The sequence below is a fragment of the Eleftheria terrae genome, from assembly GCF_030419005.1.
GTDB classification, from domain to species: domain Bacteria; phylum Pseudomonadota; class Gammaproteobacteria; order Burkholderiales; family Burkholderiaceae_C; genus Caldimonas; species Caldimonas terrae.
In genome coordinates, this window is sequence record NZ_CP106951.1 from 2,309,843 (window position 1) to 2,336,111 (window position 26,269).

Annotated in this window: 24 protein-coding genes and 1 tRNA gene; 10 read left to right on the plus strand and 15 right to left on the minus strand. The window is 69.1% G+C overall.

The window, feature by feature from the left end; translation table 11 throughout:
- Positions 1-15: 15 nt before the first annotated feature.
- From N7L95_RS10065 to N7L95_RS10085, 5 genes are all read left to right on the plus strand, one after another.
- Complete coding sequence (locus tag N7L95_RS10065; RefSeq protein ID WP_301259687.1) at positions 16-1,887, plus strand: LysM peptidoglycan-binding domain-containing protein; 1,872 nt, start codon at positions 16-18, stop codon at positions 1,885-1,887.
- Positions 1,884-2,384, plus strand: a complete 501-nt coding sequence (locus N7L95_RS10070) for a hypothetical protein (protein ID WP_301259688.1) — start codon at positions 1,884-1,886, stop codon at positions 2,382-2,384. Before N7L95_RS10065 ends, N7L95_RS10070 begins: the two co-directional genes overlap by 4 nt.
- Before the next feature lie 144 nt (positions 2,385-2,528).
- A complete protein-coding gene (locus tag N7L95_RS10075; protein WP_301259689.1) occupies positions 2,529-3,068 on the plus strand; it encodes a (2Fe-2S)-binding protein in 540 nt (179 codons plus the stop codon).
- A complete protein-coding gene (locus N7L95_RS10080) occupies positions 3,065-4,153 on the plus strand; it encodes an FAD binding domain-containing protein (protein WP_301259690.1) in 1,089 nt (362 codons plus the stop codon). The genes N7L95_RS10075 and N7L95_RS10080 overlap by 4 nt, the downstream gene beginning before the upstream one ends.
- The gene (locus N7L95_RS10085; protein WP_301259691.1) at positions 4,150-6,534 is read left to right on the plus strand and encodes a xanthine dehydrogenase family protein molybdopterin-binding subunit; all 2,385 of its coding nucleotides are present in this window, start codon (positions 4,150-4,152) and stop codon (positions 6,532-6,534) included. The genes N7L95_RS10080 and N7L95_RS10085 overlap by 4 nt, the downstream gene beginning before the upstream one ends.
- A 399-nt stretch (positions 6,535-6,933) precedes the next feature.
- On the opposite strand, the gene N7L95_RS10090 is transcribed toward N7L95_RS10085, so the two are convergent.
- From N7L95_RS10090 to N7L95_RS10120, 7 genes are read right to left on the minus strand one after another with little or no spacing between them, the layout of a single operon-like run.
- Complete coding sequence (locus N7L95_RS10090) at positions 6,934-8,223, minus strand: O-acetylhomoserine aminocarboxypropyltransferase/cysteine synthase family protein (RefSeq protein WP_301259692.1); 1,290 nt, start codon at positions 8,221-8,223, stop codon at positions 6,934-6,936.
- A 26-nt stretch (positions 8,224-8,249) separates the two neighbouring features.
- Positions 8,250-9,146: an ATP-binding cassette domain-containing protein gene (locus tag N7L95_RS10095; RefSeq protein WP_301259693.1), complete on the minus strand. Its 897-nt coding sequence runs from the start codon at positions 9,144-9,146 to the stop codon at positions 8,250-8,252.
- 26 nt (positions 9,147-9,172) lie between these two features.
- Positions 9,173-10,021, minus strand: a complete 849-nt coding sequence (gene ssuC / locus N7L95_RS10100; protein ID WP_301259694.1) for an aliphatic sulfonate ABC transporter permease SsuC — start codon at positions 10,019-10,021, stop codon at positions 9,173-9,175.
- The gene (locus N7L95_RS10105) at positions 9,993-10,406 is read right to left on the minus strand and encodes a VOC family protein (RefSeq protein WP_301259695.1); all 414 of its coding nucleotides are present in this window, start codon (positions 10,404-10,406) and stop codon (positions 9,993-9,995) included. Before N7L95_RS10105 ends, ssuC begins: the two co-directional genes overlap by 29 nt.
- 20 nt (positions 10,407-10,426) lie before the next feature.
- A complete protein-coding gene (gene ssuD / locus N7L95_RS10110; protein ID WP_301259696.1) occupies positions 10,427-11,632 on the minus strand; it encodes an FMNH2-dependent alkanesulfonate monooxygenase in 1,206 nt (401 codons plus the stop codon).
- A gap of 57 nt (positions 11,633-11,689) precedes the next feature.
- The gene (locus tag N7L95_RS10115) at positions 11,690-12,706 is read right to left on the minus strand and encodes a sulfonate ABC transporter substrate-binding protein (protein WP_301259697.1); all 1,017 of its coding nucleotides are present in this window, start codon (positions 12,704-12,706) and stop codon (positions 11,690-11,692) included.
- 31 nt (positions 12,707-12,737) lie between these two features.
- Positions 12,738-13,748 (minus strand): sulfonate ABC transporter substrate-binding protein, encoded by a 1,011-nt coding sequence (locus N7L95_RS10120; protein ID WP_301259698.1) that lies wholly within the window; start codon positions 13,746-13,748, stop codon positions 12,738-12,740.
- Positions 13,749-14,224: 476 nt separating this feature from the next.
- Between N7L95_RS10120 and N7L95_RS10125 the strand changes: the two genes are divergently transcribed.
- Positions 14,225-14,301 (plus strand) — tRNA-Met (locus tag N7L95_RS10125).
- 88 nt (positions 14,302-14,389) lie between these two features.
- On the opposite strand, the gene N7L95_RS10130 is transcribed toward N7L95_RS10125, so the two are convergent.
- The 5 genes from N7L95_RS10130 to N7L95_RS10150 form a co-directional block, all read right to left on the minus strand.
- Entirely contained in the window at positions 14,390-14,617 is a 228-nt protein-coding gene (locus N7L95_RS10130) for a DUF3606 domain-containing protein (protein WP_301259699.1), read from the minus strand.
- Between the two features lie 30 nt (positions 14,618-14,647).
- The gene (locus tag N7L95_RS10135) at positions 14,648-14,839 is read right to left on the minus strand and encodes a hypothetical protein (RefSeq protein ID WP_301259700.1); all 192 of its coding nucleotides are present in this window, start codon (positions 14,837-14,839) and stop codon (positions 14,648-14,650) included.
- 331 nt (positions 14,840-15,170) lie between these two features.
- Positions 15,171-16,490, minus strand: a complete 1,320-nt coding sequence (locus tag N7L95_RS10140; RefSeq protein ID WP_301259701.1) for an MFS transporter — start codon at positions 16,488-16,490, stop codon at positions 15,171-15,173.
- Positions 16,491-16,533: 43 nt separating this feature from the next.
- On the minus strand, positions 16,534-17,544 hold the full coding sequence (locus N7L95_RS10145; RefSeq protein WP_301260116.1) for a MerR family transcriptional regulator: 1,011 nt from the start codon (positions 17,542-17,544) through the stop codon (positions 16,534-16,536).
- Between the two features lie 471 nt (positions 17,545-18,015).
- Positions 18,016-19,311: a serine hydrolase domain-containing protein gene (locus N7L95_RS10150; RefSeq protein WP_301259702.1), complete on the minus strand. Its 1,296-nt coding sequence runs from the start codon at positions 19,309-19,311 to the stop codon at positions 18,016-18,018.
- 114 nt (positions 19,312-19,425) lie between these two features.
- Between N7L95_RS10150 and N7L95_RS10155 the strand changes: the two genes are divergently transcribed.
- On the plus strand, positions 19,426-20,394 hold the full coding sequence (locus N7L95_RS10155) for a LysR family transcriptional regulator (RefSeq protein WP_301259703.1): 969 nt from the start codon (positions 19,426-19,428) through the stop codon (positions 20,392-20,394).
- Positions 20,395-20,419: 25 nt separating this feature from the next.
- Here the strand turns inward: N7L95_RS10155 and N7L95_RS10160 are convergent, their stop codons facing one another.
- Positions 20,420-20,695: a hypothetical protein gene (locus tag N7L95_RS10160; RefSeq protein ID WP_301259704.1), complete on the minus strand. Its 276-nt coding sequence runs from the start codon at positions 20,693-20,695 to the stop codon at positions 20,420-20,422.
- Between the two features lie 218 nt (positions 20,696-20,913).
- Here N7L95_RS10160 and N7L95_RS10165 point away from each other — a divergent pair, with 218 nt between their 5' ends.
- The 3 genes from N7L95_RS10165 to N7L95_RS10175 all read left to right on the plus strand — a co-directional run bounded on the left by N7L95_RS10165 (position 20,914) and on the right by N7L95_RS10175 (position 24,077).
- Positions 20,914-21,294: a hypothetical protein gene (locus tag N7L95_RS10165; protein ID WP_301259705.1), complete on the plus strand. Its 381-nt coding sequence runs from the start codon at positions 20,914-20,916 to the stop codon at positions 21,292-21,294.
- Positions 21,295-21,304: 10 nt separating this feature from the next.
- A complete protein-coding gene (miaB, locus tag N7L95_RS10170; protein WP_301259706.1) occupies positions 21,305-22,684 on the plus strand; it encodes a tRNA (N6-isopentenyl adenosine(37)-C2)-methylthiotransferase MiaB in 1,380 nt (459 codons plus the stop codon).
- A 277-nt stretch (positions 22,685-22,961) separates the two neighbouring features.
- Complete coding sequence (locus N7L95_RS10175; RefSeq protein WP_301259707.1) at positions 22,962-24,077, plus strand: IS5 family transposase; 1,116 nt, start codon at positions 22,962-22,964, stop codon at positions 24,075-24,077.
- Positions 24,078-24,222: 145 nt separating this feature from the next.
- On the opposite strand, the gene N7L95_RS10180 is transcribed toward N7L95_RS10175, so the two are convergent.
- Both N7L95_RS10180 and N7L95_RS10185 read right to left on the minus strand, forming a co-directional pair.
- Positions 24,223-25,929, minus strand: coding sequence for a sensor domain-containing diguanylate cyclase (locus N7L95_RS10180; protein WP_301259708.1), 1,707 nt, complete (start codon positions 25,927-25,929; stop codon positions 24,223-24,225).
- Positions 25,922-26,206, minus strand: a complete 285-nt coding sequence (locus N7L95_RS10185; protein ID WP_301259710.1) for a hypothetical protein — start codon at positions 26,204-26,206, stop codon at positions 25,922-25,924. Before N7L95_RS10185 ends, N7L95_RS10180 begins: the two co-directional genes overlap by 8 nt.
- Positions 26,207-26,269 lie beyond the last annotated feature (63 nt).

Genomic DNA, 26,269 nt, shown 5'->3' on the forward strand with positions numbered 1-26,269 from the left:
CCTGGACACGCAGCCATGACCCCTCCTCGATTCCTCAAGGCCACCTACCATGCGGACCTGAAGACCGCGGAATTCATCGCGGACGATGGTCGCCACCTGCTGCGCACCGGCGGCACGCTGGCCTGGCGCATCAACAACTGCGGCAACCTGGTCTCGCCCACGCGGGACGGCAGGCCGGCGCCGCGGCTCACCCGCCACTTCATCGGCTTCGCGACCGTGCGCAGCAGCGAGAACCACTACTTCATCTTCCCCGACTATGAAACCGGGCGGGCGGAGCTGTGCGCCTCGCTCCGGCGCAAGTACAGCGAGCACAGCATTCCCGAGATGATGGAGCGGTACGCGCCGCGCAGCGAGAACGACACCGACGTCTATGTCAGCGTCCTGCTCGGCAGGACCGGGGTCGCCCCAAGCAAGAAGCTCAGGGACTTCACCGACGACGAGTTCAATACCCTGGTGCAAGCCATCGAAACGCACGAGGGCTATCACCATGACAAAGACAAGGACGGCACCCCCCGCACAGAGAAATGGGTGACGGTGAGCACGATCAGCGCGACGGACGGAGCGCGCCCGATTGCCGGCGAAGAGATTGTGCTGGAAGTGGACGGCCGGCGGACCACGCTCCAGTCGAACCGGGTGGGGCAGTTTCCGCCGGTTCCGCATGGTCAGCAGCCGATCGCCGTGCACCACAAGACCGCCGATGGCGAGTTGAAACGGGTAGGACAGATCGGCGCTGACAAGGGACAGCACTACCACCTGCTCGCCCGCATCGAGCGCTTTGTCGGGCTGACACGCGCCGACACGGGGCGTGGCGCACCTGGCGCCAAGGCGCCGCGCCAGCCGGTGCGCTACCAGGTTCAGCCCGGTGATTCGTTGAGCAAGATCGCGGCCAAGTTCAAGGTGAGCGTTGAAGAACTGAAATGCTTCAACCGTCTGGACTCCGATAGAATTTTTCCGGGCCAGGTGTTCAGCGTTCATGGGCCGAAAGCCGAAGGCGCATTGCTGCGCAGTCGGACGAAGACGGCAGTCCCCGGGCAGGCGCCAACACCGGCAACCAGCCCGCGTCCTGACACGCCGCCATCGGAGCGAAGCCTCCCTGAATCACCAGCCGCGCCCGCCGCGGTTGGCGCCCGCACCGTACCGGTACGCTCAAACCTCGGCGCAGGCGCCCCCTTGGCTCTGATGACCACGGAAAGCCGTCGAGCGCCCTGGATGGTATTTGCTGTAGAGGAAGCAAGAAAGTTTGGTGGGCGCGACGAGTCGGTCATTGAAAAGACGAGAAACTACGCCAAGGAAATCCATACCGGCAGAGCCGGCCTGGTTGGCACGTCGAACGCCTGGTGCGCCACGTTCGTCAACTGGTGCCTGATGAAGGCCGGTTATCCCATCGACAATCCGGATTTCCATGACCATCATGCAGCCAAATCACGGGCACATGCCTTTCAGGAAGTCAGCGGCAAAAAATCAAAAATGACCGACCCATGGGCGCCCAAGGTCAGGAATCCTTTATTCCACCGGATTGACCAACCCATCTTTGGCGCCATCGCTGTACAAACCAATTCCTCGGGGCACGGACATCATGCCGGATTCGTATATGCCAAGCTCGGAGACAAAAATCTGGTCCTCCTGGGCGGCAACCAGGGAAATACCATCAGATTTTCTGCTTTCAACATGCAACCGATACCGGACGAGATCAGAATCGTGGACGCAAAACGAAAGATCAAAAGGGGAAACAAGAACCACCTTTCGTACTACGTGCCTGCTTCCTATCATGAGCAATCCTTGAAGGACGACAAGCACCTCGAGGAAGTTGACCCGGAGCAACTGAACCAGCATTTCGGAATATCGTCCGGCACGGGCGAGCGTAACAGTGAGGACAGTACCAGATGAATCTCCTTCAAAAACTCAGCTCCCTCTTGATTTTCCCCATCCTGATGGCGACCAGTCTCCGTGCAGGCGCTGGATCTGTTGAAGGGCCTTATGTGATATGGATGAACCTCGGCACCACGAACAAGGAAGCCGTGGACGAAAGGGTAAAAAAATACCTCAACAGTGGGGACGAATTCTGCTGGCAACGGGGGTCATCAATCATGTACATGCAGCAGCGACCCAAAGATATAACAGAAGAGCTGGTGCGAGACGGGTTGATTTCGAGGAATCGGGCAGCAATTCGAAAGTTGAACAAAATTCTCAAACAGAAATTCCCCGAAGCAGGGAGCGAACTCGACGGCATCATCGTCTTCACGGAACATGACGGCCCAAGATTCAGCAGCATCACGGCTGGATCAGGAAAAATACAATCGACCCGGATATCGAGTACGGAAGACCAGAAGAAACTGGGTTTCTCTCTGTGCTATGTCATGCCACCCATCACGCGGGAACCTTGAGGCAGGCCAAGAGCCTTCCGCCACAGTCGAACGCCACGCATCGACGCCAATCACCTGTCTCCGGCACCGGCGGCGCCTGCGCTCGATGGCCATAGGAATGTCGATTGCCTTCCACCGAAGGTCGTCGTTTCACCCCTATCCGCCATGCCATCACCCGCCGACTCCCCCTGCACTGCGCCGCCCGCCCTGCCCCTGCAACTGCGCATCAACGGCATTGACCACCGGCTGTCGGTCGAGCCCTGGGTGACCCTGCTGGACCTGCTGCGTGACCGGCTGGCGCTCACTGGCACCAAGAAGGGGTGTGACCATGGCCAATGCGGCGCCTGCACGGTGCTGGTCGACGGGCGACGCATCAATGCCTGCCTGACCCTGGCCGTCTCCTACGACGGTGCCGATCTCACCACGGTCGAAGGCCTGCAGGGGGAAGACGGGCCCCTGCATCCGCTGCAGCAGGCCTTCATCGACTGCGACGCCTTCCAGTGCGGCTACTGCACCCCGGGCCAGCTGTGCTCTGCCGCCGGGTTGATGAACGAGCCGCCGCCCGCCAGCGAAGCCGAAGTGCGCGAGCGCATGAGCGGCAACCTCTGCCGCTGCGGCGCCTATCCACAGATCGTGCAAGCGGTCTCGCAGGTGCTGCTGCCGCAACGCCGGCCCGCCGCCGCACAGCCGGGAGCCGCCGCATGAACCCCTTTCGCTACCAGCGCGCCGACAGCGTGGCCGTGGCGCTGTCGGCCATCCAGGCCGGGCTCGGCGACGCGCCGCCCGATGCCGCCCCGCCCCGCTTCCTGGCCGGCGGCACCAACCTCATCGACCTGATGAAGGAGAACATTGCGCGTCCCGCCGCGCTGGTGGACATCCGCCACCTGCCGCTGCGCGAGATTGCCCCGCAGCCCGACGGCAGCCTGCACCTCGGCGCCCTGGCCACCAATGCCGACACCGCCGAACACCCGCTGGTGCGGGCCAACTACCCGCTGCTGCGCTCGGCCATCCTGGCCGGCGCCTCGCCGCAGATCCGCAACATGGCCACCAACGGCGGCAACCTGCTGCAACGCACGCGCTGCTACTACTTCTACGACGCTGGCGTGCCGTGCAACAAGCGCCTGCCGGGCAGCGGCTGTCCGGCGGCCGAGGGCCTGGCGCGCCAGCATGCCATCCTGGGTGCCAGCCCCCAGTGCATCGCCACCCATCCTTCCGACATGTGCGTGGCGCTGGCGGCGCTCGATGCGCAGGTGCACCTGGCCTCGCCGCGCGGCACCCGTGCGATTGCCTTCGGCGAGCTGCACCGGCTGCCGGGCGACCGGCCCGAGCTGGACACCACGCTGGCCGACGACGAGTTGATCACCCACCTGACCCTGCCACCGCCGCGCTTCCAGCGGCACAGCAGCTACCTGAAGATCCGCGAGCGGGCGTCCTATGCCTTTGCGCTGGTATCGGTGGCGGCCGCGCTCGACCTGGCCGAAGACGGCACCGTGCGGGAAGCCCGCATCGCCCTCGGCGGCGTCGCCCACAAGCCCTGGCGCGACCCGCAGGCCGAGGCGCTGCTGGCAGGCCGCCCCGCCGGCAGCCAGGCCTATGCCGAGGCGGCCGCCTTCCTGCTGCGCGAGGCGCGCGCCTGGGGCGGCCCGGCGCTGCCCGAGAGCCTGCCCGGCAACGCCTTCAAGATCCCGCTGGCCCAGCGCGCCATCGTTCGAGCCCTTGAAATGGCCGCCGCCGGCGTGCCGAGCAACACCGGCGTCGATGCATGCCGCACCCCGGAGATCCAGGCATGAGCAGTGCACCCCCCGTCCGCCGCGGCCATACGCCCTCCTCCACCGCCCGGGGCCTGCCGGCCGACACGCTGCCGCCGGACCTCGACGAGTCGACCGCCTCCCGCCCCTACACCGAACCCGAGCAGCCGCCGCTCGCACCGGCCGGCACCGGCACGGTCGAGATCGGCACCCCGGTGTCCCGCATCGACGGGCTGGCCAAGGTGACCGGCCGCGCCCGCTATGCCGCCGAGCACCCGGCGGCCGACCTGGCCCATGGGGTCGTCATCAACAGCACCATCGCGCGGGGCCGCATCGTTGCCATCGACTGCAGCGAGGCCTTGGCCCTGCCCGGCGTCATCGAGGTGCTGACGCATGAGCGGCGCCCGCGCATGCGCTCGCTGGACCTGTTCTACAAGGACATGACCGCGCCGGCCGGCTCACCCTTCAAGCCGCTGCACGACGAGCGCGTGCACTACAGCGGCCAGCCGGTGGCACTGGTGGTGGCCGAGACCTTCGAGCTGGCCCGCCATGCAGCCACGCTGGTGCGGGTGTCCTACGAGGCCGAGCCCCACGAGACCGAGCTGCTGGCCCACCGCGAGCGCGCCCACGTGCCCAGCCGCCTGAAAGCCGGCTACTCGCCCCCGCCCAAGCCGCGCGGCGATGCCGACGCCGCCTTCGCCGCCGCACCGGTGCAGGTGGACGCCGAGTTCTACAGCGGCGTGGAGCACCACAACCCGCTGGAGATGCATGCCTCCACCGTGGTGCGCGGCCCCGGCGGTCACCTGACCATCTACGACAAGACCCAGGGCTCGCAGAACTCGCGCTGGATGGTGTCGCATGTGTTCGGCCTGCCGCGCAGCAAGGTCACCGTCAAGAACCCCTATGTCGGCGGCGCCTTCGGCTCCGGCCTGCGGCCGCAGTACCAGCTGCTGCTGGCCGTGATGGCCGCCCTCCGGCTCAAGCGCTCGGTGCGGGTGGTGCTGACGCGGCAGCAGATGTTCACCTTCGGCCACCGGCCGGAGACCTGGCAGCGGGTGCGCCTGGGCGCCGAGCGCGACGGCACGCTGCGCGCCGTGCTGCACGAGGCGGTGGCCGAAACCTCCCGGCGCGAGGACTATGTGGAGGTGGTGGTCAACTGGTCCGGCCAGCTCTATGCCTGCGACAACGTGCGGCTCGACTACCGGCTGGTGGCGCTCGACCAGTACAGCCCCATCGACATGCGCGCTCCCGGTGCCGCGCATGGCGTGCATGCGCTGGAAGTGGCGATGGACGAGCTGTCCTACGCCCTCGGCATGGACCCGCTGGCCTTGCGGCTAAAGAACTACGCCGAGCGCGACGCCGCCAAGGACCTGCCCTACTCCACCAAGGAGCTGCGCGCCTGCTACGAGCAGGGCGCAGCGCGCTTCGGCTGGTCGCGCCGGCCACCGCAACCGCGCTCGATGCGCGAGGGCCACGAGCTGGTGGGCTGGGGCATGGCCACCGGCACCTGGGACGCCATGCAGATGTTCGCCCGCGCCCGCGCGGTGCTGCATGCCGATGGCCGGCTCGAGGTCAGCAGCGCCGCCAGCGACATCGGCACCGGCACCTACACCGTGATGGCCCAGATCGCTGCCGCGGCCATGGGCCTGCCGCTGGAGCAGGTGAGCTTCCGCCTCGGCGACTCCGACCTGCCGGTGGCGCCCATCGAGGGCGGCTCCTCGCATGTCACCACCATCGGCTCCGCCGTGGAAGGCGTCTGCGAGAAGCTGCAGCGCCAGCTCTGGAAACTGGCCCGGCAGCTGCCCGGCTCGCCGCTGACAAAGGTCCGCTTCCAGGCGCTGGAGTTCCGCGAGGGCGCGATGCGGCTGCGCGCCGACCCCTCCGTCTCGCTGCCGCTGGCGGCCGTGCTGCGCAGCGCCGGCAAGGACAGCCTGGAGGCCGCCTACCTGTTGCTGCCCCAGGTGCTCAAGCAGAAGAAGTACGTGCGCGCGGTGCATTCGGCGGTGTTCTGCGAGGTGCGGGTGGACGAGGCCTTCGGCACCGTGCGCGTCACGCGGGTGGTGAGCGCGGTGGCGGCCGGCCGCATCATCAACCCCAAGACCGCCCGCAGCCAGGTGGTCGGCGGCGTGGTGTGGGGCATCAGCCAGGCACTGCATGAGGAGACCCATGCCGACCACCGGCTCGGCCGCTTCATGAACCACAACCTGGCCGAATACCATGTGGCGGCCAATGCCGACATCCAGGACATCGACGTGATCTTCGTCGACGAGGACGACCGCATCGTCAGCCGCCTGGGTGCCAAGGGCGTGGGCGAGATCGGCATCGTCGGCGTCGCGGCGGCGGTAAGCAACGCCATCTACCACGCCACCGGCCGCCGCCTGCGCAGCACGCCGATGACGCCGGACAAGGTGATGGCGCGCTAGGTGAAGCGGCGTTTGCTGCACCCGCACAGGCGGGGGGCGAGCCCGGGACAGGCCACCCTCAACGAAGAAGCGGATGCCTCCGACATGGCGGGGGCCGTCCACGCCCCATCAGTCGACGGCTTGTCGTTGCGGATGAAGGCGCATCGAAACGGTGGGGCGCCCCCTGTGGAAGCGGAGCAGTCGATGGCGGAGGGCGTCCAGGACCTGGCCCGGTACCCCTGGCCGGGGGATTCATCCCTCCGCATCGCGCAGGTGCATCGCCCGGGTGCATCGCCCGGGTGCATCGCCCGGGTGCATCGCCCGGGTGCATCGACATTCAAGCCCCCTGGCCCGAGGCACTTCCTCCCCTCGGCCGTTCCTTGTAGCGGATGAATGTCGACGCGCGCCGGGGCTGGGAACTCAGGCGCCGGCCAGCGCCTGGTCCAGGTCGGCCAGCAGGTCGTCGATGTGCTCGATGCCGATGGACAGGCGCACCGTGTCCTCGCCCACCCCCGCCCGGTGCAGCTCTTCCTCCGACAGCTGGCGGTGGGTGGTGGAGGCCGGGTGGGTGGCCAGTGAGCGCACGTCGCCGATGTTGACCAGCCGCGTGAACAGCTGCAGCCCGTCAAGGAAACGCGCGCCCGCCTCGCGGCCGCCGCCGCGGATGCCGAAGGTCAGCAGCCCCGACGCGCGGCCGCCCAGGTACTTGCGCACCAGCGCATGGTCGGGATGGTCCTCCAGCCCCGCATAGTTGACCCATGCGACCTTCTCGCTCGCGCGCAGGTGCTGCGCCACCTTCAGTGCGTTGTCGCTGATGCGGTCCATGCGCAGCGGCAGCGTCTCGATGCCCTGCAGGATCAGGAAGCTGTTGAACGGCGAGATGGCCGCCCCGGTGTTGCGCAGCGGCACCACCCGGGCGCGGCCGATGTAGGCGGCCGGCCCGAGCGCCTCGGTGTAGACCACCCCGTGGTAGCTCACGTCCGGCTCGTTCAGCCGGCGAAAGCGCTCCTTGTGCTCGGCCCACGGGAACTTGCCCGAATCCACGATGGCGCCGCCCAGGCTGGTGCCGTGGCCGCCGAGGTACTTGGTCAGCGAATGCACCACGATGTCGGCGCCGTGATCGATGGGCCGGCTCAGGTAGGGCGTGGGCACGGTGTTGTCCACGATCAGTGGCACGCCGTGGCGGTGCGCCACCGCGGCGATCGCCGCAATGTCGGTGACATTGCCCTGCGGGTTGCCGAGCGACTCGACGAACACCGCCTTGGTGCGCGCGTCGATCAGCGGCTCGAAGCTGGCCGCGTCGCGGTAGTCGGCAAAGCGGGTCTGGATGCCGTACTGCGGCAGCGTGTGGGCCAGCAGGTTGTAGGTGCCGCCATAGAGCGCGCTGGAGGCGACGATGTTGTCGCCTGCCTCGGCAATGGTGAGGATGGCGTAGGTCACCGCCGCCTGCCCGGAGGCCAGCGCCAGCGCCGCGATGCCGCCTTCGAGCGCCGCCACCCGCTGCTCCAGCACCGACTGCGTCGGGTTCATGATGCGGGTGTAGATGTTGCCCTGCACCTTGAGGTCGAACAGATCGGCGCCATGCTGGGCGCTATCGAAGGCGTAGGCCACCGTCTGGTAGATGGGCGGCGCGACCGCCCGGGTGGTGGGGTCCGGCTCGTAGCCGGCATGCACGGACAGGGTTTCGAACTTCCAGTTCGGCTGGGTCATGGATGCAGTGTCCTTGTCGGTCGGGCTCAAACCGCAAAGCGCCAGAGCGGCGCATGCGGCGGGTGGTCGAGGTGGGCGTGGTCGGTGTCGCGGTGCGGCCTGTCCTGCCCGGGCTGCAGCAACACCCGCTCCAGGATACGCTGCTCCACCGCGGCAAAGCCTGGCGCGCCACGCTGGCGCGGCCGAGCCAGCGCAATCCGCTCGTCCAGCGCGATGCGGCCTGACTCCAGCAGCACCACCCGGTCTGCCAAGGCCACCGCCTCACTCACGTCGTGCGTCACGAGCAGCGCGGTAAAGCCGTGCTCGCGCCACAGGCGCTCGATCAGTTGCTGCATCTCGATGCGCGTCAACGCATCCAGCGCACCGAGCGGCTCGTCCAGCAGCAGCAGCCGCGGCCGGTGCACCAGCGCGCGGGCCAGGGCCACGCGCTGGCGCTGCCCCCCCGACAGCACCGCCGGCCAGTCGCCGGCGCGCTCGGCCAGCCCCACCTGGGCCAGCGCCTGCCGGGCGCGGTCGCGCGCATCCGGCCCCGGCAGGCCAAGCGCGATGTTGTCCACCACCCGCTTCCAGGGCAGCAGGCGGGCGTCCTGGAACATCACCCGGGTGTCGGCCTGCAGGCCTGCCAGTGCTTGCCCGTCCAGCTGCACGCGGCCGCCCTCGGGCTGCTCCAGGCCGGCGATCAGGCGCAGCAGCGTGCTCTTGCCGCAGCCGCTGCGGCCGACGATGGCGACGAACTCCCCGGCCTCCACCTGCAGGTGCACCCGGTCCAGCACCGTGCGCCGGTCGTAGGCCTTGGACAGGCCGGCCACGCTGACGGCGCTGCCGCGCCGGCTGCGGGAGGCGGGCGCCTGCGCGCCCCGCGGCGCCTCGGGCGCCTGACGATCGATGAACAAGCTCAACTCCAGTTCTGCGTTCACATGCATGGCACCGCCGTGCGCCTCGCGCACCCTCATGCCGCCGTGCGGTAGCCGGGGTGCCACCGCAGCCACCATCGCTCCAGCGCCTTGGCCGACAGGTCGGCCAGCTTGCCGAGCAGCGCATAGAGCAGGATGCCGACCACCACCACATCGGTCTGCAGGAACTCGCGCGCATTCATCGTCATGTAGCCGATGCCCGACTGCGCCGAGATGGTCTCCGCCACGATGAGCAGCACCCACATCAGCCCGAGCGCGAAGCGCAGCCCGACCAGGATGGAGGGCAGCGCGCCCGGCAGGATCACCTGCCGGTACAGCGGCCAGCCCCGCAGGCCATAGCTGCGCGCCATCTCGATCAGCCCGCGATCCACCGAGCGGATGCCGTGGAAGGTGTTGAGGTAGATGGGGAAGAACACCCCCACCGCCACCAGGAAGAGCTTGGCCGACTCGTCGATGCCGAACCACAGGATGACCAGCGGGATCAAGGCCAGCGCCGGGATGTTGCGCACCATCTGCAGCGTGGAGTCGAGCAGCGTCTCGGCCCCCCGGAAGGTGCCGGTGAGCAGGCCCAGCAGCAGCCCGAGCCCGCCGCCCAGCGCCAGCCCGGCCAGCGCCCGGCCGGTGCTGACCAGCACATGCTCGAGCAACTCGCCGGACGCCGCCAGCCGCGCGAAGGCCGACACCACCGCCCACGGCTCGGGCAGCACCCGGGTGGACAGCCAGCCAGCACGCGAGGACAGCTCCCACAGCACCAGGATGGCCAGCGGCAGCAGCCAGGGCAGCACCGCCCGGCCACCGCTGCGCCAGGCGAGCGCCACGGCGCCGCGGCCTGCCGGCGGTGTGTCGACGGCCGGCTCAGACGGCAAGGTGGAGGTCCTGGACATGGTGCTCCCGCTTGGCGTCAAAGGAATCGAGGGGCGGCTCGATCAGCTCCAGCCGGTTGCCGAAGGGGTCTTCGACATAGGCGCGGCCGTCGTTCAAAGCCGAGCGGTCCACCCGCAGGCCGCGCGCCTGCAGCGTGTCGGCCAGGCGCGCCACGCCCGCCACCCGCAGCGCCAGGTGGGCCTGGGGTGCCACGCCGGTGTAGCGGCCTTCGCTGAGGTCCAGGCGCTGCCAGCCGAGCGAGAAGCGCAGCACGCCGGGGCGGTCCAGCTCGGGGTCGCGCACCTCGCGCAGGCCGAGCAGGCCCTGGTAGAACGCCCGCGCCTGCGGCGAGGCGCCGTAGGGAATGGGCAGCTGGATGTGATCGACGCTGTGGATGTCGGCCATGGCGGTCTCCTGCGTGGCGGTCAGCTGGCGCCGAGCCGGGCGCTGCCCTGCACGGCCGCATCGTTGCTGGGCGGCACGAAACTGTTGGCGACGATCTCGCCGAACGGGCCGGTGAGCGCACGCTGCTGCGGCAGGCCCGGCTGGCGCTCCAGCGGCAGCAACGGGAACACCAGCTCGGCAAAGCGATGCGCCTCCTCGAGGTGCGGGTAGCCGGACAGGATGAAGTACTCCAGCCCCAGCTCCCGGTACTCCTTCAGCCGCGCCGCCACCTGCTGCGGGTTGCCCACCAGCGCGGTGCCTGCGCCGCCACGCACCAGGCCCACGCCGGCCCACAGGTTGGGCGAGATCTCCAGCCCTTCGCGGATGTTGTCGCGGTTGAAGCGGCCCTGGTTCAGCTGCGCCATGCGGCGCTGGCCCACCGAGTCCATCTGCGCGAACTTCTTCTGCGCGGCGGCCACCGTGCTGTCGTCCAGATGCGAGAGCAGCTCGGCAGCGGCAGCCCAGGCGGCCTCCTCGGTCTCGCGGACGATGACGTGCAGCCGGATGCCGAAGCTCAGCGTGCGTCCATGCGCGGCCGCGCGCCGCCTGATGTCGGCCACCTTCTCTGCCACCGCCTGTGGCGGCTCGCCCCAGGTGAGGTAGGTGTCGAGCTGCTGCGCCGCCAGCTCGTGCGCCGCTTCCGACGAGCCGCCGAAGAACAGCGGCGGATACGGCTGGCTCACCGGCGGGTAGAGCGCCTTCGCGCCCTTGACCTTCAGGTGCCGGCCGTCGAAGTCGAAGCCCTCGCCGGCATGGCTGCGGGCCAGCACCTCGCGCCAGATGGTGAGGAACTCGGCCGACAGCTCGTAGCGCGCCTCATGGTCGAGGAAGAGGCCGTCGCCTTCCAGCTCGTCCGGGTCCCCCCCGGTCACCAGGTTGACCAGCAGGCGCCCGCCCGAGAGCCGGTCCAGCGTGGCCGCCATGCGGGCAGTCTGCGAAGGCTGCATCAGCCCGGGCCGCAAGGCCACCAGGAATTTCAGGCGCCGGGTCGCGTCGATCAGGCTGGACGCGAGGATCCACGAGTCCTCGCAGGAACGGCCGGTGGGCAGCAGCACGCCTTCGTAGCCCAGGCTGTCGGCGGCGATGGCCACCTGCTTGAAGTAATCGAAGGTGGCCGCGCGGGCCCCCTTGCTGGTGCCGAGGTAGCGGGAGTCTCCGTGGGTGGGAATGAACCAGAGCACTTTCATGGCGTCGTCCTTGGGGTCCTTGTGTGTTTGTCTGCTGTCGAAGGTCAGGGCCAGGGGTCAGGGAGCGGTCCGGCTCGCCGCCTGCAGGGCCGGGCCCTCGCGACCCGGCTGCCAGACGATGTCCGCCACCTGGATGGGCTGGGGAATGAGGCCGAGCTGGCGAAAGGTGTCGGCCACCCGTTGCTGCTCCCGCGCGGCGGCCGCATCGAGCGGGCGCACCGGCGAGGCCGGGCGGCGCGCGATGAACCGGTGCACGGTGGCCAGGCTCAGGCCGCTGAAGTCGGCCACCTGCTGGGCGGCCTCCTTGCGGTGTGCCTGCACCCAGGCGTCGGCAGCCGATAGCTCGGCCAGCAGGGCCTGCACCACCTGCGGGTGGCCGTGCACCAGCGGGCGTGAAGCCAGGTAGAAGGAGTTGTTGCCGGTCAGCCCGCGCCCGTCGGTCAGCACCCGCGGGCGCAGGGCCAGTTCGGTGGCGGCGTAGTACGGGTCCCAGATGACCCAGGCATCGACGCTGCCGCGCTCGAAAGCGGCCCGGGCATCGGCCGGCGGCAGGTAGACCGGCTGGATGTCGCTCCACGACAGGCCGGCCTTGTGCAACGCACGCACCAGCAGGTAGTGCGAGCTGGAGCCCTTCTGCAGCGCGATGCGCCGGCCCTTCAGGTCGCCCAGGCTGCGCAGCGGCGAATCGGGCGGCACCAGGATCGCCGAACTGAGCGGCTTGGCCGGCTCGGCGCCGACATACAGCAGGTCCTTGCCGGCGGCCTGGGCGAACACCGGCGGTGTGTCGCCGGTGAGGCCGAACTCGAGGCTGCCCACCGCCAGCGCCTCCAGCAGCTGCGGGCCGGCCGGAAACTCGACCCATTGCACCCGGGTGGCGGGAAAGCGCTTCTCCAGTGCGCCCTGCTGCTTGAGCACCACCAGGTTGACGGCCGACTTCTGGAAGCCGATGCGCAGCTGCGCCGGCGCATCCTGGGCCCGCACGGTGGGCAGGCTGCCGGCCAACCCGAAGGCCACCGCGGCCTGCAGCAGCAGGCGGCGCCGCACTGCCTGGTCTTGTGGATCGAGATCGTTCATGAGGACTCCCTGTGCTTTGTTCTGTGTTCCTTCATTGCCCGCCGCGGGCCGAGGCGGCGGTGGCCGTCGCCGCCGGCAGCGCATCGGCGATGCGGATCGCCTTGGGAATCAGCTTCAGCTGATGGAAGACGTCGGCGATCTTTTGCTGCTCGGCCGCCACCTGCGGGCTGATGGGCTGGATGCCGTAGGCGAAGCGGTCGGCGGCGCGCCGGGTGATGGCCACGTCCAGGCCGATCTGAGGTGCCAGCACCTGCGCCACCTCGGCCGGGTGCTGTTGCGACCAGGCATCCAGCCGGGCCAGCTCCTCCACCACCGCGCGGATCACGGCCGGCTGCTGCTCGGCATAGCGGCGAGCGGCCAGATAGAACTGGTGGTTGGCGACCAGGCCACGGCCGTCAGCCAGCACGCGGGCGCCCAGCTGCTGCTCGGCCGCTGCGAGGAAGGGATCCCAGATGACCCAGGCGTCCACGCTGCCGCGCTCGAAGGCGGCCCGCGCATCGGCCGGCGGCAGGTAGACCGGCTGGATGTCGGCCAGCCTCAGGCCGGCCCGCTCGAGTGCCTTCACCAGCAGGTAATGCACGTTGGAGCCCTTGTTCAGCGCCACCCGCTTGCCCTTGAGCGCCGCCACCGAGCCGAGCGGCGAGCCGGCCGGCACCACGATCGCCTCGGCCGCCGGTGCCGGCGGCTGGTGAGCCACGTAGACCAGGTCCGCGCCGGCAGCCTGGGCGAAGATGGGCGGCGCCTCGCCGACGGTGCCGAAGTCGATCGATCCGACGTTCAGCCCTTCGAGCAACTGCGGGCCGGCCGGAAATTCGGTCCACTTCACGGTGATGCCCTGGGGCGCCAGGCGCTTCTCCAGGTCACCGCGCGCCTTCAGCAGGGTCAGCGTGCCGTACTTCTGGTAGCCGATGCGCAGCACCGCGGCCTCTTTCGTCTGGGCCAAGGTGGCGGTGCTGGCCAGCAGGCCAAGGGCCGCGGTCGCCGCGGCGGCGATCCGCAGCCAGGTGCGGCGTGCGCCGCGCAAGGAGGTGAGGTCGTTCATGATGGGGTGTGGAAACGGATCGCAGGAATAAAAGGCACCCCGCACGTGCCGCAACACATGGTGGTTCGGGGTGCAAAGCCCCGGGTCAGGGGCGAGGAGACGCCAGCCATGAATGCCGGCCAGGAAACGCTCGGTGCGTCTCAGCGACATCGCCGCATCGCTGCCGGCATTCGGCAGCGCGGGCCTTGTAGCAGGGCCCTCGCCGGGCCGGACGGCAGCGCCGGGCAGCGGGATGGCCGGGACGGGGAGCAGGTGCTGCGCGGGATGCCGAGGAGGTTCATGCCAACTTTCGAGGAGCCGATGTCGCTGGGGATGGGCTCTACGATAGGAGTGCGCCGGCACGGCGCGAACGAACGATTTCGGCTTTGCTAGGTCGGAAAGCGCATGTCAGGTGCGACATCTTTCGCACCTCTGAAATTCTTGCGGCGGGGGGCTTGCCAAACCCCCTGGGGGTGTGCCTATAATCTCGGTCTCTTGGCGCTTTAGCTCAGTCGGTTAGAGCGACGGAATCATAATCCGCAGGTCCGGGGTTCGAATCCCTGAAGCGCCACCAGAATCTAAAAAGGCTTGCCCGTCATCGACCGGCAAGCCTTTTTGCTTGGTGCCTCCGATGCCACATCGAAGGCCGGCTGCGGGGCTCATCAGTGCCTGGGCGCCTCCCCGCTCATGCGATCGCTATTGGTCGTGCTGCGGCTGCCCTTGAGGTGCATCTCGACATCGTCGGCGCTGTCGCCGACGGCCTGAACCGCTTCCTTCAATTGTTCGGGCGTGGCGTCGAGCTTGCGGGACCATTCGCGCAGGTCCTGTTCACGATGGATGTCGATGCGCGGGCCTTGCGGTCCGCCTGCAGGGGTGCTGGTGCTGGGCATGGTTGGCTTCTCCTGTGAAGGGGGATGCCCTCACCCGGCAAAGCCTGTGCCGGCCTGCCGTTCGCAAGACGCCTTGAGCCCGGCCAGGCGCCGCCCCACCACGCGCGAGAAGTAGGCCGCCGCCACCGGCTCGATGATGAAGCGCAGCCACGCTGGCCGCGCCACCGCGGTGTAGCGACAGCGCGCCCGCGTGCGACCGAGCTCCTCGGCTGGAAGATCCACATGCCCGCGAACGGGCCAGGAACCACGGCCCCGCAACCATGGAGACCGCCGCCCGCTGCGGCGCATCCTCCTGCACGAAGGCCACCACCCTGCTCATGCCCAGCCGCGACCGCACCCTGACCTGCGCGTCCACCGTCGGGGCCGCGCCGCCGGGCGACAGCGGCTCGATGCGCCCGGGAAACGGGGCCCAGTCGTACCTCACCGCATCGTCCTGCGAGATGTCGTGCACCCGCTCCACCGGGGCTGAGCTCTCGGCCAGGCTCTCGGTCAGCGCCATGGCTGGCAAGTCCCTGCATGAAGAAGAAGGCGGCGCCATACCGCGCTGCCGGCTTCAGCCTTCCCGGGCGGCCTGCGGCAGGTCGGTGATCTCCCGCATGCGCGAGCCCGCCAGGGTCAGCAGCACCATCGCGACCAGCAGGGCGCCACTGGCGGCGAACAACTGCGCCACGCTCACATGCCGCATGAACCAGCCGCTGACGGCGGCCGACAATGGCGCGAGCCCCATGAAGATGAAGAGGAAGAGGCTCATGGCCCGCCCCAGCAAGGCCGGTGGCACCCGCTGCTGCAGCCAGGTGAAGACCTCCACCTGCATGTAGCCGCCGAACAGCCCGATGACCAGCAGCAGCGCCATGCCCTGCCACAGGGCACTGATGCAACCCAGGGGCATGAAGAGCAGGCCGATGAGCAGGTCCACCAGCAGCAAGGTGGTGCCAAGGTTGCGTGCCCGCAGGCCCGGCCGCACCCCGGACACCACCATGCCGAGCAGGGTGCCGGCACCGTGCGCTCCTGTGAGCAAGCCAAAGGCCGCCGCGCCGAGTGCCGGTTGCTGGTCGGCCAGCACCGGCAGCGCGATGTGAATGGGCCCGTAGATCAGCAGTGCCACCCCGCCCCAATAGAGGAAGCTGGCCCGCAGCGGCCGGTCGTTCCAGCACCAGCGCAGGCCTTCGGCTACCGCGGCGAGCACCGCCGACCTGGGCCCCTGGCCGGAAGCCGGTGCCGCCTGCTCACGCAGGCGCACCTTGGACAGCGTCCAGGCCGAGAGCACGAAGCTGAAGGCGTCGAGCAGGAAGGCCAGCCCCAGGCCACGCGCATCGCTCACCGCCGCGGCCTGCGCATCGCCGAACCACAGGATCAGCCCGCCGGCCAGCAAGGGGCCGATGAACATCGACAACTGGCGCAGCCCCAGCATGGCACTGTTGGCCGCTGGCAGCCGCTCGCGTGCCACCACCTGCGGCAATAGCGAAGTGCCGGACGGGATGCCGAAGGCCGACGCCAACCCCAACCCGAAGGCCAGCAGGTAGACCATCCACAAACTCAGCCCACCGCCGAGCAACAGGCCCGCGAGCACCAGCAGCAGCACCGCGCTGACCTGCTTGGAACGCATCAGCACCCGCTTGGGCGAATGCCGGTCGACCAGCGCACCGCCCACCAGGATGAACAGGGCCCGCGGCAGGCTCACCAGGCCCAGCACCACGCCGAGCATCAAGGTGTCGCCGGTCATCTGCAGCACCAGCCAGGGCAAGGCAATCAGGCTGCACTGGTCACCCAGCATGGACACCATGCTGCCGCCGATCATCCAGGCGAAGTTGCGGTCGCGGCTCAGCGGCGGTGCGATGGGGGCCGGGGGGCCGCCCGAGTGGGCATCGGTCATGCAGTGATCTCCTTGCAGGATGGCATGCAAGGAGTCTCCGGCCTCACGCAGCGACAGGGTCAAGCGGTGCGACCAGGGCGGCGTGCAGGTAGGCACGCAGCACGGGCGGAAGGGCCGCACCGGCGGCCAGCACCGGCTCGTTGCGGTAGGCCAGCAGCAAGCGGTCGCGCAGCTCGCGGTCGTGGCCGGCCACCCGGTCCATCAGGCCCATCCACCGCCGGGCCAGCGCCCGCACCCTCTCATCCTCGGCCGGCACGGCGGACTGGGCCAGCTCGGTGGCGGCGGCCACCAGGGTGTCCCACTCCGCCTGCGGCAGCAACGCCAGCCGCTGCATCTCGGCCAGGCTCATGTACTTGCCCAGCAACTCCAGCCGCACGTTCACCCCTCGCTCGACATAGGCCAGCATGCGCGGGTCGGGCCCGTTGCCGCGCAGTGCTTCCGGCTCCCGCTTGTACATCTCGCCCCAGCGGCGGATGAGGTCGAAATCGCCCTTCATCCAGATGCCCATCAGGCTCATCCAGCGCACCATCAGCGGCTGTGCCTCTGGGCTCTCGGGTGCCACGCCGGCTTCCATCGCGCGGCGCATGGCCTGCATCAGCGGCGGCCAGGCGCTGGCGATCAAGCGCCACTGGCCGAAGATGGTATGCAGCTCCTCGTTGGTGAAGTACTTGTCGCAGGTGGTCATGAGGTGCAGGCTGGCCAGCCAGTCCCCCATCTCCGGCACGTGGCCGGCCGAGAACTTCTCGCGCAGCAGCATGAGCCTCTGCCGGAGCTGCGTGGCTTGTGCGATCTCGCGGTCGATCGCGTGGATTTGCTGCTCGACGATGCAGGGCAGCGAGGCGCCTCCCTCGTCCAGCAGGCGCCCCACTTCGTCGAGCGAGAGCCCCAGGTGCCGCAAGGCCTGGATGGCGTGCAGCCGGGCGACATCATCGGGCTGGTACAGCCGGTAGCCGCCCTCCGAGCGCGCCGAAGGCCGCAGCAGGCCGATCGCGTCGTAATGGTGCAGTGTCCTCACCGTCAGCCCGGCATGGCGGGCCAGTTCACCGATACGCATCACCTCTCGCTCCTGTTTCCGGATCGGCGCCTGCACGCGCCCCTGCAAAATGCAGGCAGTGTGCACCCTGACGCAGCGTCAGGGTCAAGAAGGGCAGCGGAAGGGAGGGAGCGGTCGCCTGGGCGGCGGCATGGGCCATGGGCCATGGGTCATGGGCCATGGGTCATGGGCCATGGGTCATGGGTCATGGGTCATGGGTCATGGGTCATGGGCGATACGCGATACGCGATACGCGATACGCGATAGGCGATAGGCGATAGGCGATGCAGCCTACGGCTCGCGGCTCGCGGCTCGCGACTCACGGCTCACGGCTCACGGCTCACGGCTCACGTCTCACGGCTCACGGCTTGCGGCCTTCGCGTCTTCGCGCGTCCGGGCTCCGGCCCCCGCGCTTCGGCTCCCGTGCTGCGCACTGCACCACCCGCCAGGTGCCTCAGGCACCCGACCTGCGCCTCCGCCCGCTGCCCGAGCTCACCGCCCCCCGGCAGGCGTGCCAGCGCCGTAGACCGCGTCGCGCAGATCGGTGGTGAACACCCCGGCCATGCCTTCGAAAGCGGTGTTGGTCAGGGCCACCACGGTCAGGCGGCGCTGCGGGTCGATGAACCACTTGTGGCCATAGGCGCCGCCCCACTGCAGCGTGCCGGCCGACTGCGGCGAGCGCGCCGCCGCCGGGTCGAGCAACACGCCCCAGCCGTAGCCAAATCCCCAGCCCGGGCCTTCGGTCCGGGCCTCGGCACCCACATGGGCCTTGCTCATCAAGGCCACCGTCTCCGGCCGCAGCAGCGGGCCGCCGCCGGCGCGCACGGTCTCCAGGAATCGCAGCACGTCCCCCGCGGTGCCGGCCATGCCGGCGCCACCGGACGGATACGCGCGCCGGTCCAGCAGGCGGCCGGGCGCGAAGTTCACCGTGGCGCCATGGAAGTCCACCGCTTGCAGGCCCTGCATGCGCACCGGCGCGGGCTGCCCGTCGGCGTAATGCGCCACCAGGCGGCCTCGATCCACCACCGAGAAGCGGGTGTCGTCCATCTGCAGCGGTGCAGTGACCAGGCGACGCACTGCGGCCGGCAGGTCCTGCCCGGCGGCCTTGGCGACGACCGCGCCGAGCACGTCGGTGGCCATCGAGTAGCCCCAGCCGTGGCCCGGCGTGTAAGCCAGTGGCGCACGGGCGATGCGGCGCAGGTTCTCGTCCAGGCTGGGGCCCGGCCGGTCCAGTCCGTTGGAGACGCCCAGGCGGCGGTAAGGGCCGTCCGCTGGCTGCATGAAGTCATACCCCAGGCCGGCGGTGTGGGTGAGCAGGTGGTGCACCGTGATGTCCGGCGCGGCGCCCTCCGCGGTGCGCGGGCGGAAGTGCGGCAACCAGCGGCTCACCGGATCCTCCAGCCGCAACCGGCCCTGCTCGACCAGGCGCAGCGCAGCAACGCTGACGATCGGCTTGGTCACCGAGGCAAGCAGGAAGACGGCGTCTTCCCGCATCGGCGTACCGGCCTCGCGGTCGGCCAGGCCGGCGGCTCGCCGGTAGACCAGCCGGCCGTCCTGGGCCACCAGGACGACGGCGCCGACGATGCGGCGGGAAGCCAAGGCGCGATCGATGGCCGCATCCACTCGCGTGGCAAGGTCGGGGGTGGCCGGCGCCGCCGAGGTGCCCACCGCCTGGGTGGCATCGGCCTCGGCGGACTCGACGGCGGCCGCGGCACCCGCTGCGGCAACGAGGTTCAGGGCAGCGAGCACCGCTGTGGTGGCGACGACGCCGGAAAGGGGCCTGTTCATCCTGCTTTCTCTTGTTGGGAAGTGGAAGGAGCCCTGACTGTAGGCAGCGCTCCCCTCGCCGTGAAGCGCCATAATCTCCAAACAATTTCAACTGCGAGTTGAAGAAGGCTTGTCGTGAAACACCTGCAGGGGCTGGTCTCCTTCATCGAAAGCGCCAGCGGTGGCAGCTTCACCGCCGCGGCCGCGAAGCTCGACCTGACGCCGGCCGCCGTCAGCAAGAACGTGATGCGGCTCGAACAACAGCTGCAAGTGCGCCTGTTCAACCGCACGACACGGCGCCTGACACTCACTGAGGAAGGCCAGGCCTTCCTCGGCAAGGCCAGCGAAGCCCTGCGCCTGCTCGACGCCGCAGTGACGGAGGTCACCCGTGCCGGCGGCGAGCCGGCCGGGCGGGTGCGCATTTCGGTCGGGCTGGCCTTCGGTCGTCGCTTCGTGTTGCCGCTGCTGGGCAAGCTGGCCCAGCGCTATCCGCGCCTGCAGGTGGAGGTGAGCCTGGACAACCGGCCGGTCGACATGGTGGGTGAGGGCTATGACATCGGCCTGCGCGGCGGCCACCTGATGGATTCAGGCCTGGTCGCCCGCCGCATCTCGCCGCTCAGCGTGGTGCTGGTGGCGTCTCCCGCCTATTTGCGCCGGCATGGCGTGCCGCAGACGCCGGAGGACCTGGCCGGCCATCGGCTGCTCGGCGTGCGCTTCGGCACCGGGATGGTGCCGCCGTGGGTGTTTCGCAAGCCGTCCGGCCGCGGCCGGCTGGAGATGCAGCCGCAGGCCCAGCTGTGGGTGTCCGACCCCGAGTCCTTGCTCGACCTGGCGGAGGCCGGCGAAGGCATCGCCCAGGCCGGCCTGCCCTACATCGCGCCGCTGCTGCGGGCGGGGCGGTTGCAGCTGCTGCTGCATGGCCAGCATGAGGTGGGCGACCGCTCGATCTTCCTGTGCTATCCGCACCGGCAATTCCTCAGCCAGCGGGTGCGGGTGGTGGTGGACGCCCTGCTCGCGAGCTTCGAGAAGGAGCCCGACCTGCACCTGGACGCCGCGGCGCTGCCTGCCGCGTGGTGCGCCACGCCGCCGCGGCAGGCGGGCTAGCAGCACCATGCGGTGCCGGTCGCCGTCAGCGGCTGTCGACCAGCGTGATCTCCACCCCGCCCACCCAATGCGCGGCAAGGTTGTAGGCCCAGGCCAGGAGCACCGTGCCAAGGAAGCCCACCACCAGGTAGAGCATCGGCATCAGCCAGGCCAGGCCCGAGAAGAAATGCCGCTGGCCTTCCGGCGTCAACACGCCCCCGAAGGCCAGCACCGCGAACAAGGGCACGGTGAGCACGAAGTAGAGCACGGCCATGACCTTGGCGGTCTGCACGGGCGAGACCCGGACGATTTGCTTCTTCACTGTCGCTCCCCTGGTGGCACTCGGTCATTGGTGCAGTCGCCGAGCACGTCGATTTCAGTCTAGTCACCGCAACCCGCATGCGCCTTCCCCCGGAAGTGGGGTTTCACATCGCAATCACCGCCTCTGTCACCCTGTAGCACGGCGCTACACTGGCAGCCTGTGCAGCCGCTCCCTCGTGAGCGGCCTTTCTCATTTCCGACAGCCCCTGGATCTACACCATGCCCCGCTGTGTCCTGCTCGGCCTTGCAGCCGCCCTGTCCCTGCCTGCCATCGTGCAGGCGCAAGTGCAACGCTCCTTCCCACAAGACGCGCTGCGCGGCGAGATCGTCGTGCAGCAGCCGCCCGAGATCACGCTCAACGGCCAGGCCGCCCGCCTGGCACCGGGTTCGCGCATCCGCGGCACCGACAACATGCTGGTGATGTCCGGCTCGCTGATCGGCACCAAGCTGGTCGTGAACTACACGATCGATCCCCTGGGCCTGGTCAAGGACGTCTGGGTGCTGCGCGAGGAGGAAGCCAAGAAGCTCTGGCCGAAGAAGCGCGAGGACGCGGCCCGCTGGGCCTTCGACCCGGTGGCCCAGGTCTGGACCAAGCGCTGAGGAGCCCGGCATGGACCACCCCACCTCCCCCAAGGCCGGCAAGAAGGTCTACATCAAGACCTTCGGCTGCCAGATGAACGAGTACGACTCCGACAAGATGGCCGACGTGCTCAATGCCGCGCAAGGCTACGAGCCGACCGACGATCCCGAGCAGGCCGACCTGATCCTCTTCAACACCTGCTCGGTGCGCGAGAAGGCGCAGGAGAAGGTGTTCTCCGACCTCGGCCGCTTCAAGCATCTCAAGCAAAAGGGCGTGAAGATCGGCGTCGGCGGCTGCGTGGCGAGCCAGGAAGGCGCCGCCATCATCGAACGCGCGCCCTATGTCGACGTGGTGTTCGGCCCGCAGACCCTGCACCGCCTGCCGGACATGCTGGCGCGCCGCGAGCAGCTGCAGCGACCCCAGGTGGACATCAGCTTCCCGGAGATCGAGAAGTTCGACCACCTGCCGCCGGCCCGCGTGGACGGCGCCAGCGCCTTTGTCTCCATCATGGAGGGCTGCTCCAAGTACTGCAGCTACTGCGTCGTGCCCTACACCCGCGGCGAGGAAGTGTCGCGGCCCTTCGAGGACGTGCTGGTCGAGGTCGCCGGCCTGGCCGACCAGGGCGTGAAGGAAGTCACCCTGCTCGGCCAGAACGTCAATGCCTACCGCGGCAGGATGGGCGACACGGCGGAGATTGCGGACTTCGCGCTGCTGATCGAATACGTCGCCGAGATCCCCGGCATCGAGCGCATCCGCTACACCACCAGCCACCCGAACGAGTTCACGCAGCGGCTGATCGACGTCTATGCCCGCGTGCCGCAGCTGGTGAGCCACCTGCACCTGCCGGTGCAGCACGGCTCCGACCGCATCCTCATGGCGATGAAGCGCGGCTACACCGCGCTCGAATACAAGAGCACCATCCGCAAACTTCGGGCGGTGCGGCCGCAGCTGAGCCTGTCGAGCGACTTCATCGTGGGCTTCCCCGGCGAGACCGAGGACGATTTCGCGAAGATGATGAAGCTCATCGAGGACGTCGGCTACGACAACTCCTTCAGCTTCATCTTCAGCCCGCGTCCCGGCACGCCGGCCGCCGCGCTGCAGGACGACACCCCGCGCGAGCTCAAGCTGCAGCGCCTGCAGCACCTGCAGGCCACCATCGAGGCCAATGTGCGGCGCATCAGCGAAAGCCGCGTCGGCACCGTGCAGCGCATCCTGGTCGAAGGCCCGTCCCGCCGGGACCCGGGCGAACTGATGGGCCGCACTGAGTGCAACCGCATCGTCAACTTCGCCGGCGGCCCGCAGGCCGCCCGGCTGGTGGGCCGCATGATCGACGTCAAGATCACCCAGGCCCTGCCGCACTCGCTGCGCGGCGAGGTGCTGACGCGCGAAGGCGTCGCCCAGCCGGCCTGAGCCGCACGGCTTGCCGCCGTGCCGGCACTTAGAGCGGCTAACAAAACTCTTCTGGCGTCGTTGCGCCGCCTTGCCGTACCGGTCGTACTGTCTGCGGCGGCGCGCCTAGCCAGAACCGCTGCGCTGAGTTTTGTTAGCCGCTCTTAGCCGCAGCGCTGCTGCGGCGGCGCTGCGAGCACCTAGCAGGCTGCTGAAATACCTCGCCGTCGGCAGCGCATCCTGGCGGAGATGCGGCACAGTGTCACCCAGCACCCGAACCTGAATCTTGTTGCCACCTATGCGCGGTCCCGACACCTTCACCGAGAGCCTGTTCAGCGTCAAGAAGCTGGACGACTTCGTGCCGGCCACGCATCCGCTGCGGGCGATACGCGCGATGGTCAACGACGCGCTGATCGAGCTTGAAGACATGTTCGCCGACATGTATGAGGACGCCGCCAAGGGCGGGCGTCCGAGCATCGCCCCGCAGAAGCTGCTACGGGCGATGTTGCTGCAGGTGCTGTACTCGGTGCGCTCGGAGCGACTGCTGATGGAGCAAGTGCAATACAACTTGCTGTTTCGCTGGTTCATCGGCCTATCGATGGACGACAACGTGTGGGTGCCCACGGTATTCAGCAAGAACCGACAGCGCTTGATCGAGCACGATGCGGTGGTCGCGTTCTTCAACGAAGTGCTGGCGCAAGCCGAGCGCAAGAACTGGCTGTCCAAGGAACACTTCAGTGTGGACGGCACGCTGATCCAGGCGTGGGCCAGCCACAAGAGCTTTGTGCCCAAGAAGGCCGGCGACGACGACGACGCGGGCGGTGGCAGCAGCAACGATGGCAGCGACTTCCGGGGCCAGCCGCGCAGCAACGACACGCACGAATCGAAGACCGATCCAGACAGCCGCCTGTATCGCAAGGGCAAGACTGCCAGCGAGATGCGCTTCATGGGCCACACACTGATGGACAACCGGCACGGCCTGATCGTCAATGCCGTGGTCACTCAGGCAAACGGCTATGCCGAGCGCGCGGCGGCCCGGGCCATGATCAACGATGCCCGGCAGGTCAACCCTGAGGCAGAGATCACGCTGGGTGCAGACAAGGGCTACGACGCGGCGCAGTTCATCGCCGAATTGCAGCAGCTCAAGGTCGAGCCTCATGTGGCGCAGAACAAGTCGGGGCGTCGCTCGGCGGTGCCCGATGAGATCGCCCAGACCGACGGGTACGCGTTGTCGATGCAGTGCCGCAAGCGCATCGAGCAGGCCTTCGGGTGGGCCAAGACCATCGGCTCGATCCGGCAGGTGATGGTGCGCGGACTCAAGAAGGTGGACCAGTTGTTCGTGCTGAACATGGCGGCCTACAACTTGGTGCGCATGCGCTCGCTGGGACAGGTCCGTCTGCAAGGCGCCAGATGAGCAGCGCAGGTGCGCAACTCGGCCCTCCACAGGGGCGAACCAGCTTGGAAATGGCCCTTCTGACACTCCTCGCGACGGCAGCTACCGAAACTCCATCAGCTCGCGGGTCGAGGTAGGTTCTTCAGCGCAGTATTTCAGCAGCCTGCTAGGGCAGCTCGCGCACCAGCGCGGCGCTGCCCCGCCGGATCTGCGTGAGCAACTGGTCCAGCCGCACCACCAGCGTCTGCGGATCGCCCTTGAGGTGGCGTGGCAGGTGGGCGATCGCTGCATGCCAGTGCAGCAGCTCCAGCGGCGGCAGCTCGGGATGGTGGCGCAAGCCGAGTTGCAGGACGCGCTCGGCCAGGGCATGGGCCTCCGCACGGCTGTGCACCTGCTCGATCAACACGATGAAGCGCTCCTCGTCGAGCCGCAGCGGCAGGTCGCCGGCATTGCAGGCTTCCCGGATGACGCGGCCGCAGGCCTTCACCACCGTCTCGGTGATGGCCGCACCGTGGCTGCGCTTGAGGTCGGCCAGGTTGGCCAGCTGCAGCAGCACCACCGACCCGCGCGTGTTCAGCCGCAGCGCCCGCACCGCCATCGCCACCAGCAGGCGGGGCAGCTCGGCCGCATGCAGCAGGCCGGTCCAGCGGTCACGCCGGGCGCCTTCGCGTTTCAGGCCCGGGTCGCTCAGCACTTCGCGGGCGCTGAAGTTCAGCGCGTAGGTGAGCACCGCGATTTCCACCGCCACGCCGGCCAGCAATGCGTAGCGGGCCGGGCTATCGGCCGGCAGCCAGCCTTGCGCATGCGCGATCTGCAGCGCCACCCCCGCCCCGGCCGCCGCGAAGGCCGCCACGTACCAGCCCATGTAGGGCAGGCGCAGGCCGCGCACCGTCCACAACAGCAGGCCCACGCTGAACACCACCAGCAGGTAGTAGCCGTGCTGCGCCACCAGCACCCCGGGCTGCTGCGACAGCGCGGGCCACAGCACATAGGCCGCGGTCAGGACGACGCCAAAGGCTGCCACCGCCAGCGCCCAGGCGCTCACCCGCATGCCGCTGATGGCCTGCGGCAGCGCACGGCGCACGAACAACAGGCTCACCGACGCCAGCAGGGTGCCCGCCACCAGCCGGGCCGCCTGGGTCGAGCCGGCATCGTGCCCGCCCAGGTAGACCCGTGCATAGCCCATCTGCACCAGTTGGAAGGCCGCCATCAGCACCACATGCCAGGCATACCAGGCGTTGACGGCGTCGCCGCGCAGCAGCGCTTCACCGGCCGCGTAGGCCACCGACATCAGTGCCACGCCCAGGAAGAGTCCGATCCACAGGTGCTCCAGCGCCCGGTGGGTGCCGTAGCCCTCTTCGGCCCACACCAGCGGCCGGGGCAGGAAGGGATCGGCGTGGCGCAGGCGCAGCAACACGGTGGTAGACGCGGCGCCGGGCACCGGGTGCACCGGAAAGGCGAGCTCGGGCGCAGCGATTGGCCATTGCGTCGGCGGCACCCGGTCGCCGGCTTCCAGCCGGAGCCAGCCACCCTCGCGCGCCGGCTGGTAGAGGGTCGCTTCGCTGACCACCGTGCGCGGCAGTTCGAGCACCGCCCGCGAGCCGACCGTCGCCGGCAGCCGGAACCGCAACCACACCGCGGCCGGCGCCGCGGCAAACTCCTGGCGCGGGCCGAGCAGGCGCCAGCCTTTGGCGCGCAGCGCCTGATCGGCGCTCAGCCGCCCGCTGCGGTCCACCAGGTAGTCGGCTTGGCCGACCAGCGACACCGGTTCGGCCAGCGCGGCGCCGCAGGCCAGCCAGAGCAGGAGCGCCAGCGGCAGGCCGCGCCAGCCGCGCAGCCAGCGGCACCAGAGGGCCGGCAGCGCGTCAGCCACGGCGCCCCGGGCCCCAGCCGGCCCACAGCAGGGCGGCAGCGCTGGCCACGGTCATGGCCAGGTAGGTCAGCATGCGGCCGTCCCGGCCGCTCAACAGCAGGCCCGCCACCAGGGCCAGGCCGGCGCCGCCACAACTCCAGGCGGCCAGCCGCCGCCATGGCACCCCCTGCAGCGCCTGGCGCCAGCAGAGCTTGGCAAAGCTGGCGCTCAGCAGGCCCAGCCCGAGCGCGGGAGCCACGAAATTGAGCAGGTGCCACACGGCATCGAGAAAGCCCATCGGCGGTGGTGTCCAGGGTTGATTTCGATCAAGCCCATAGTGAGACACCAAGCGCTTGAAACA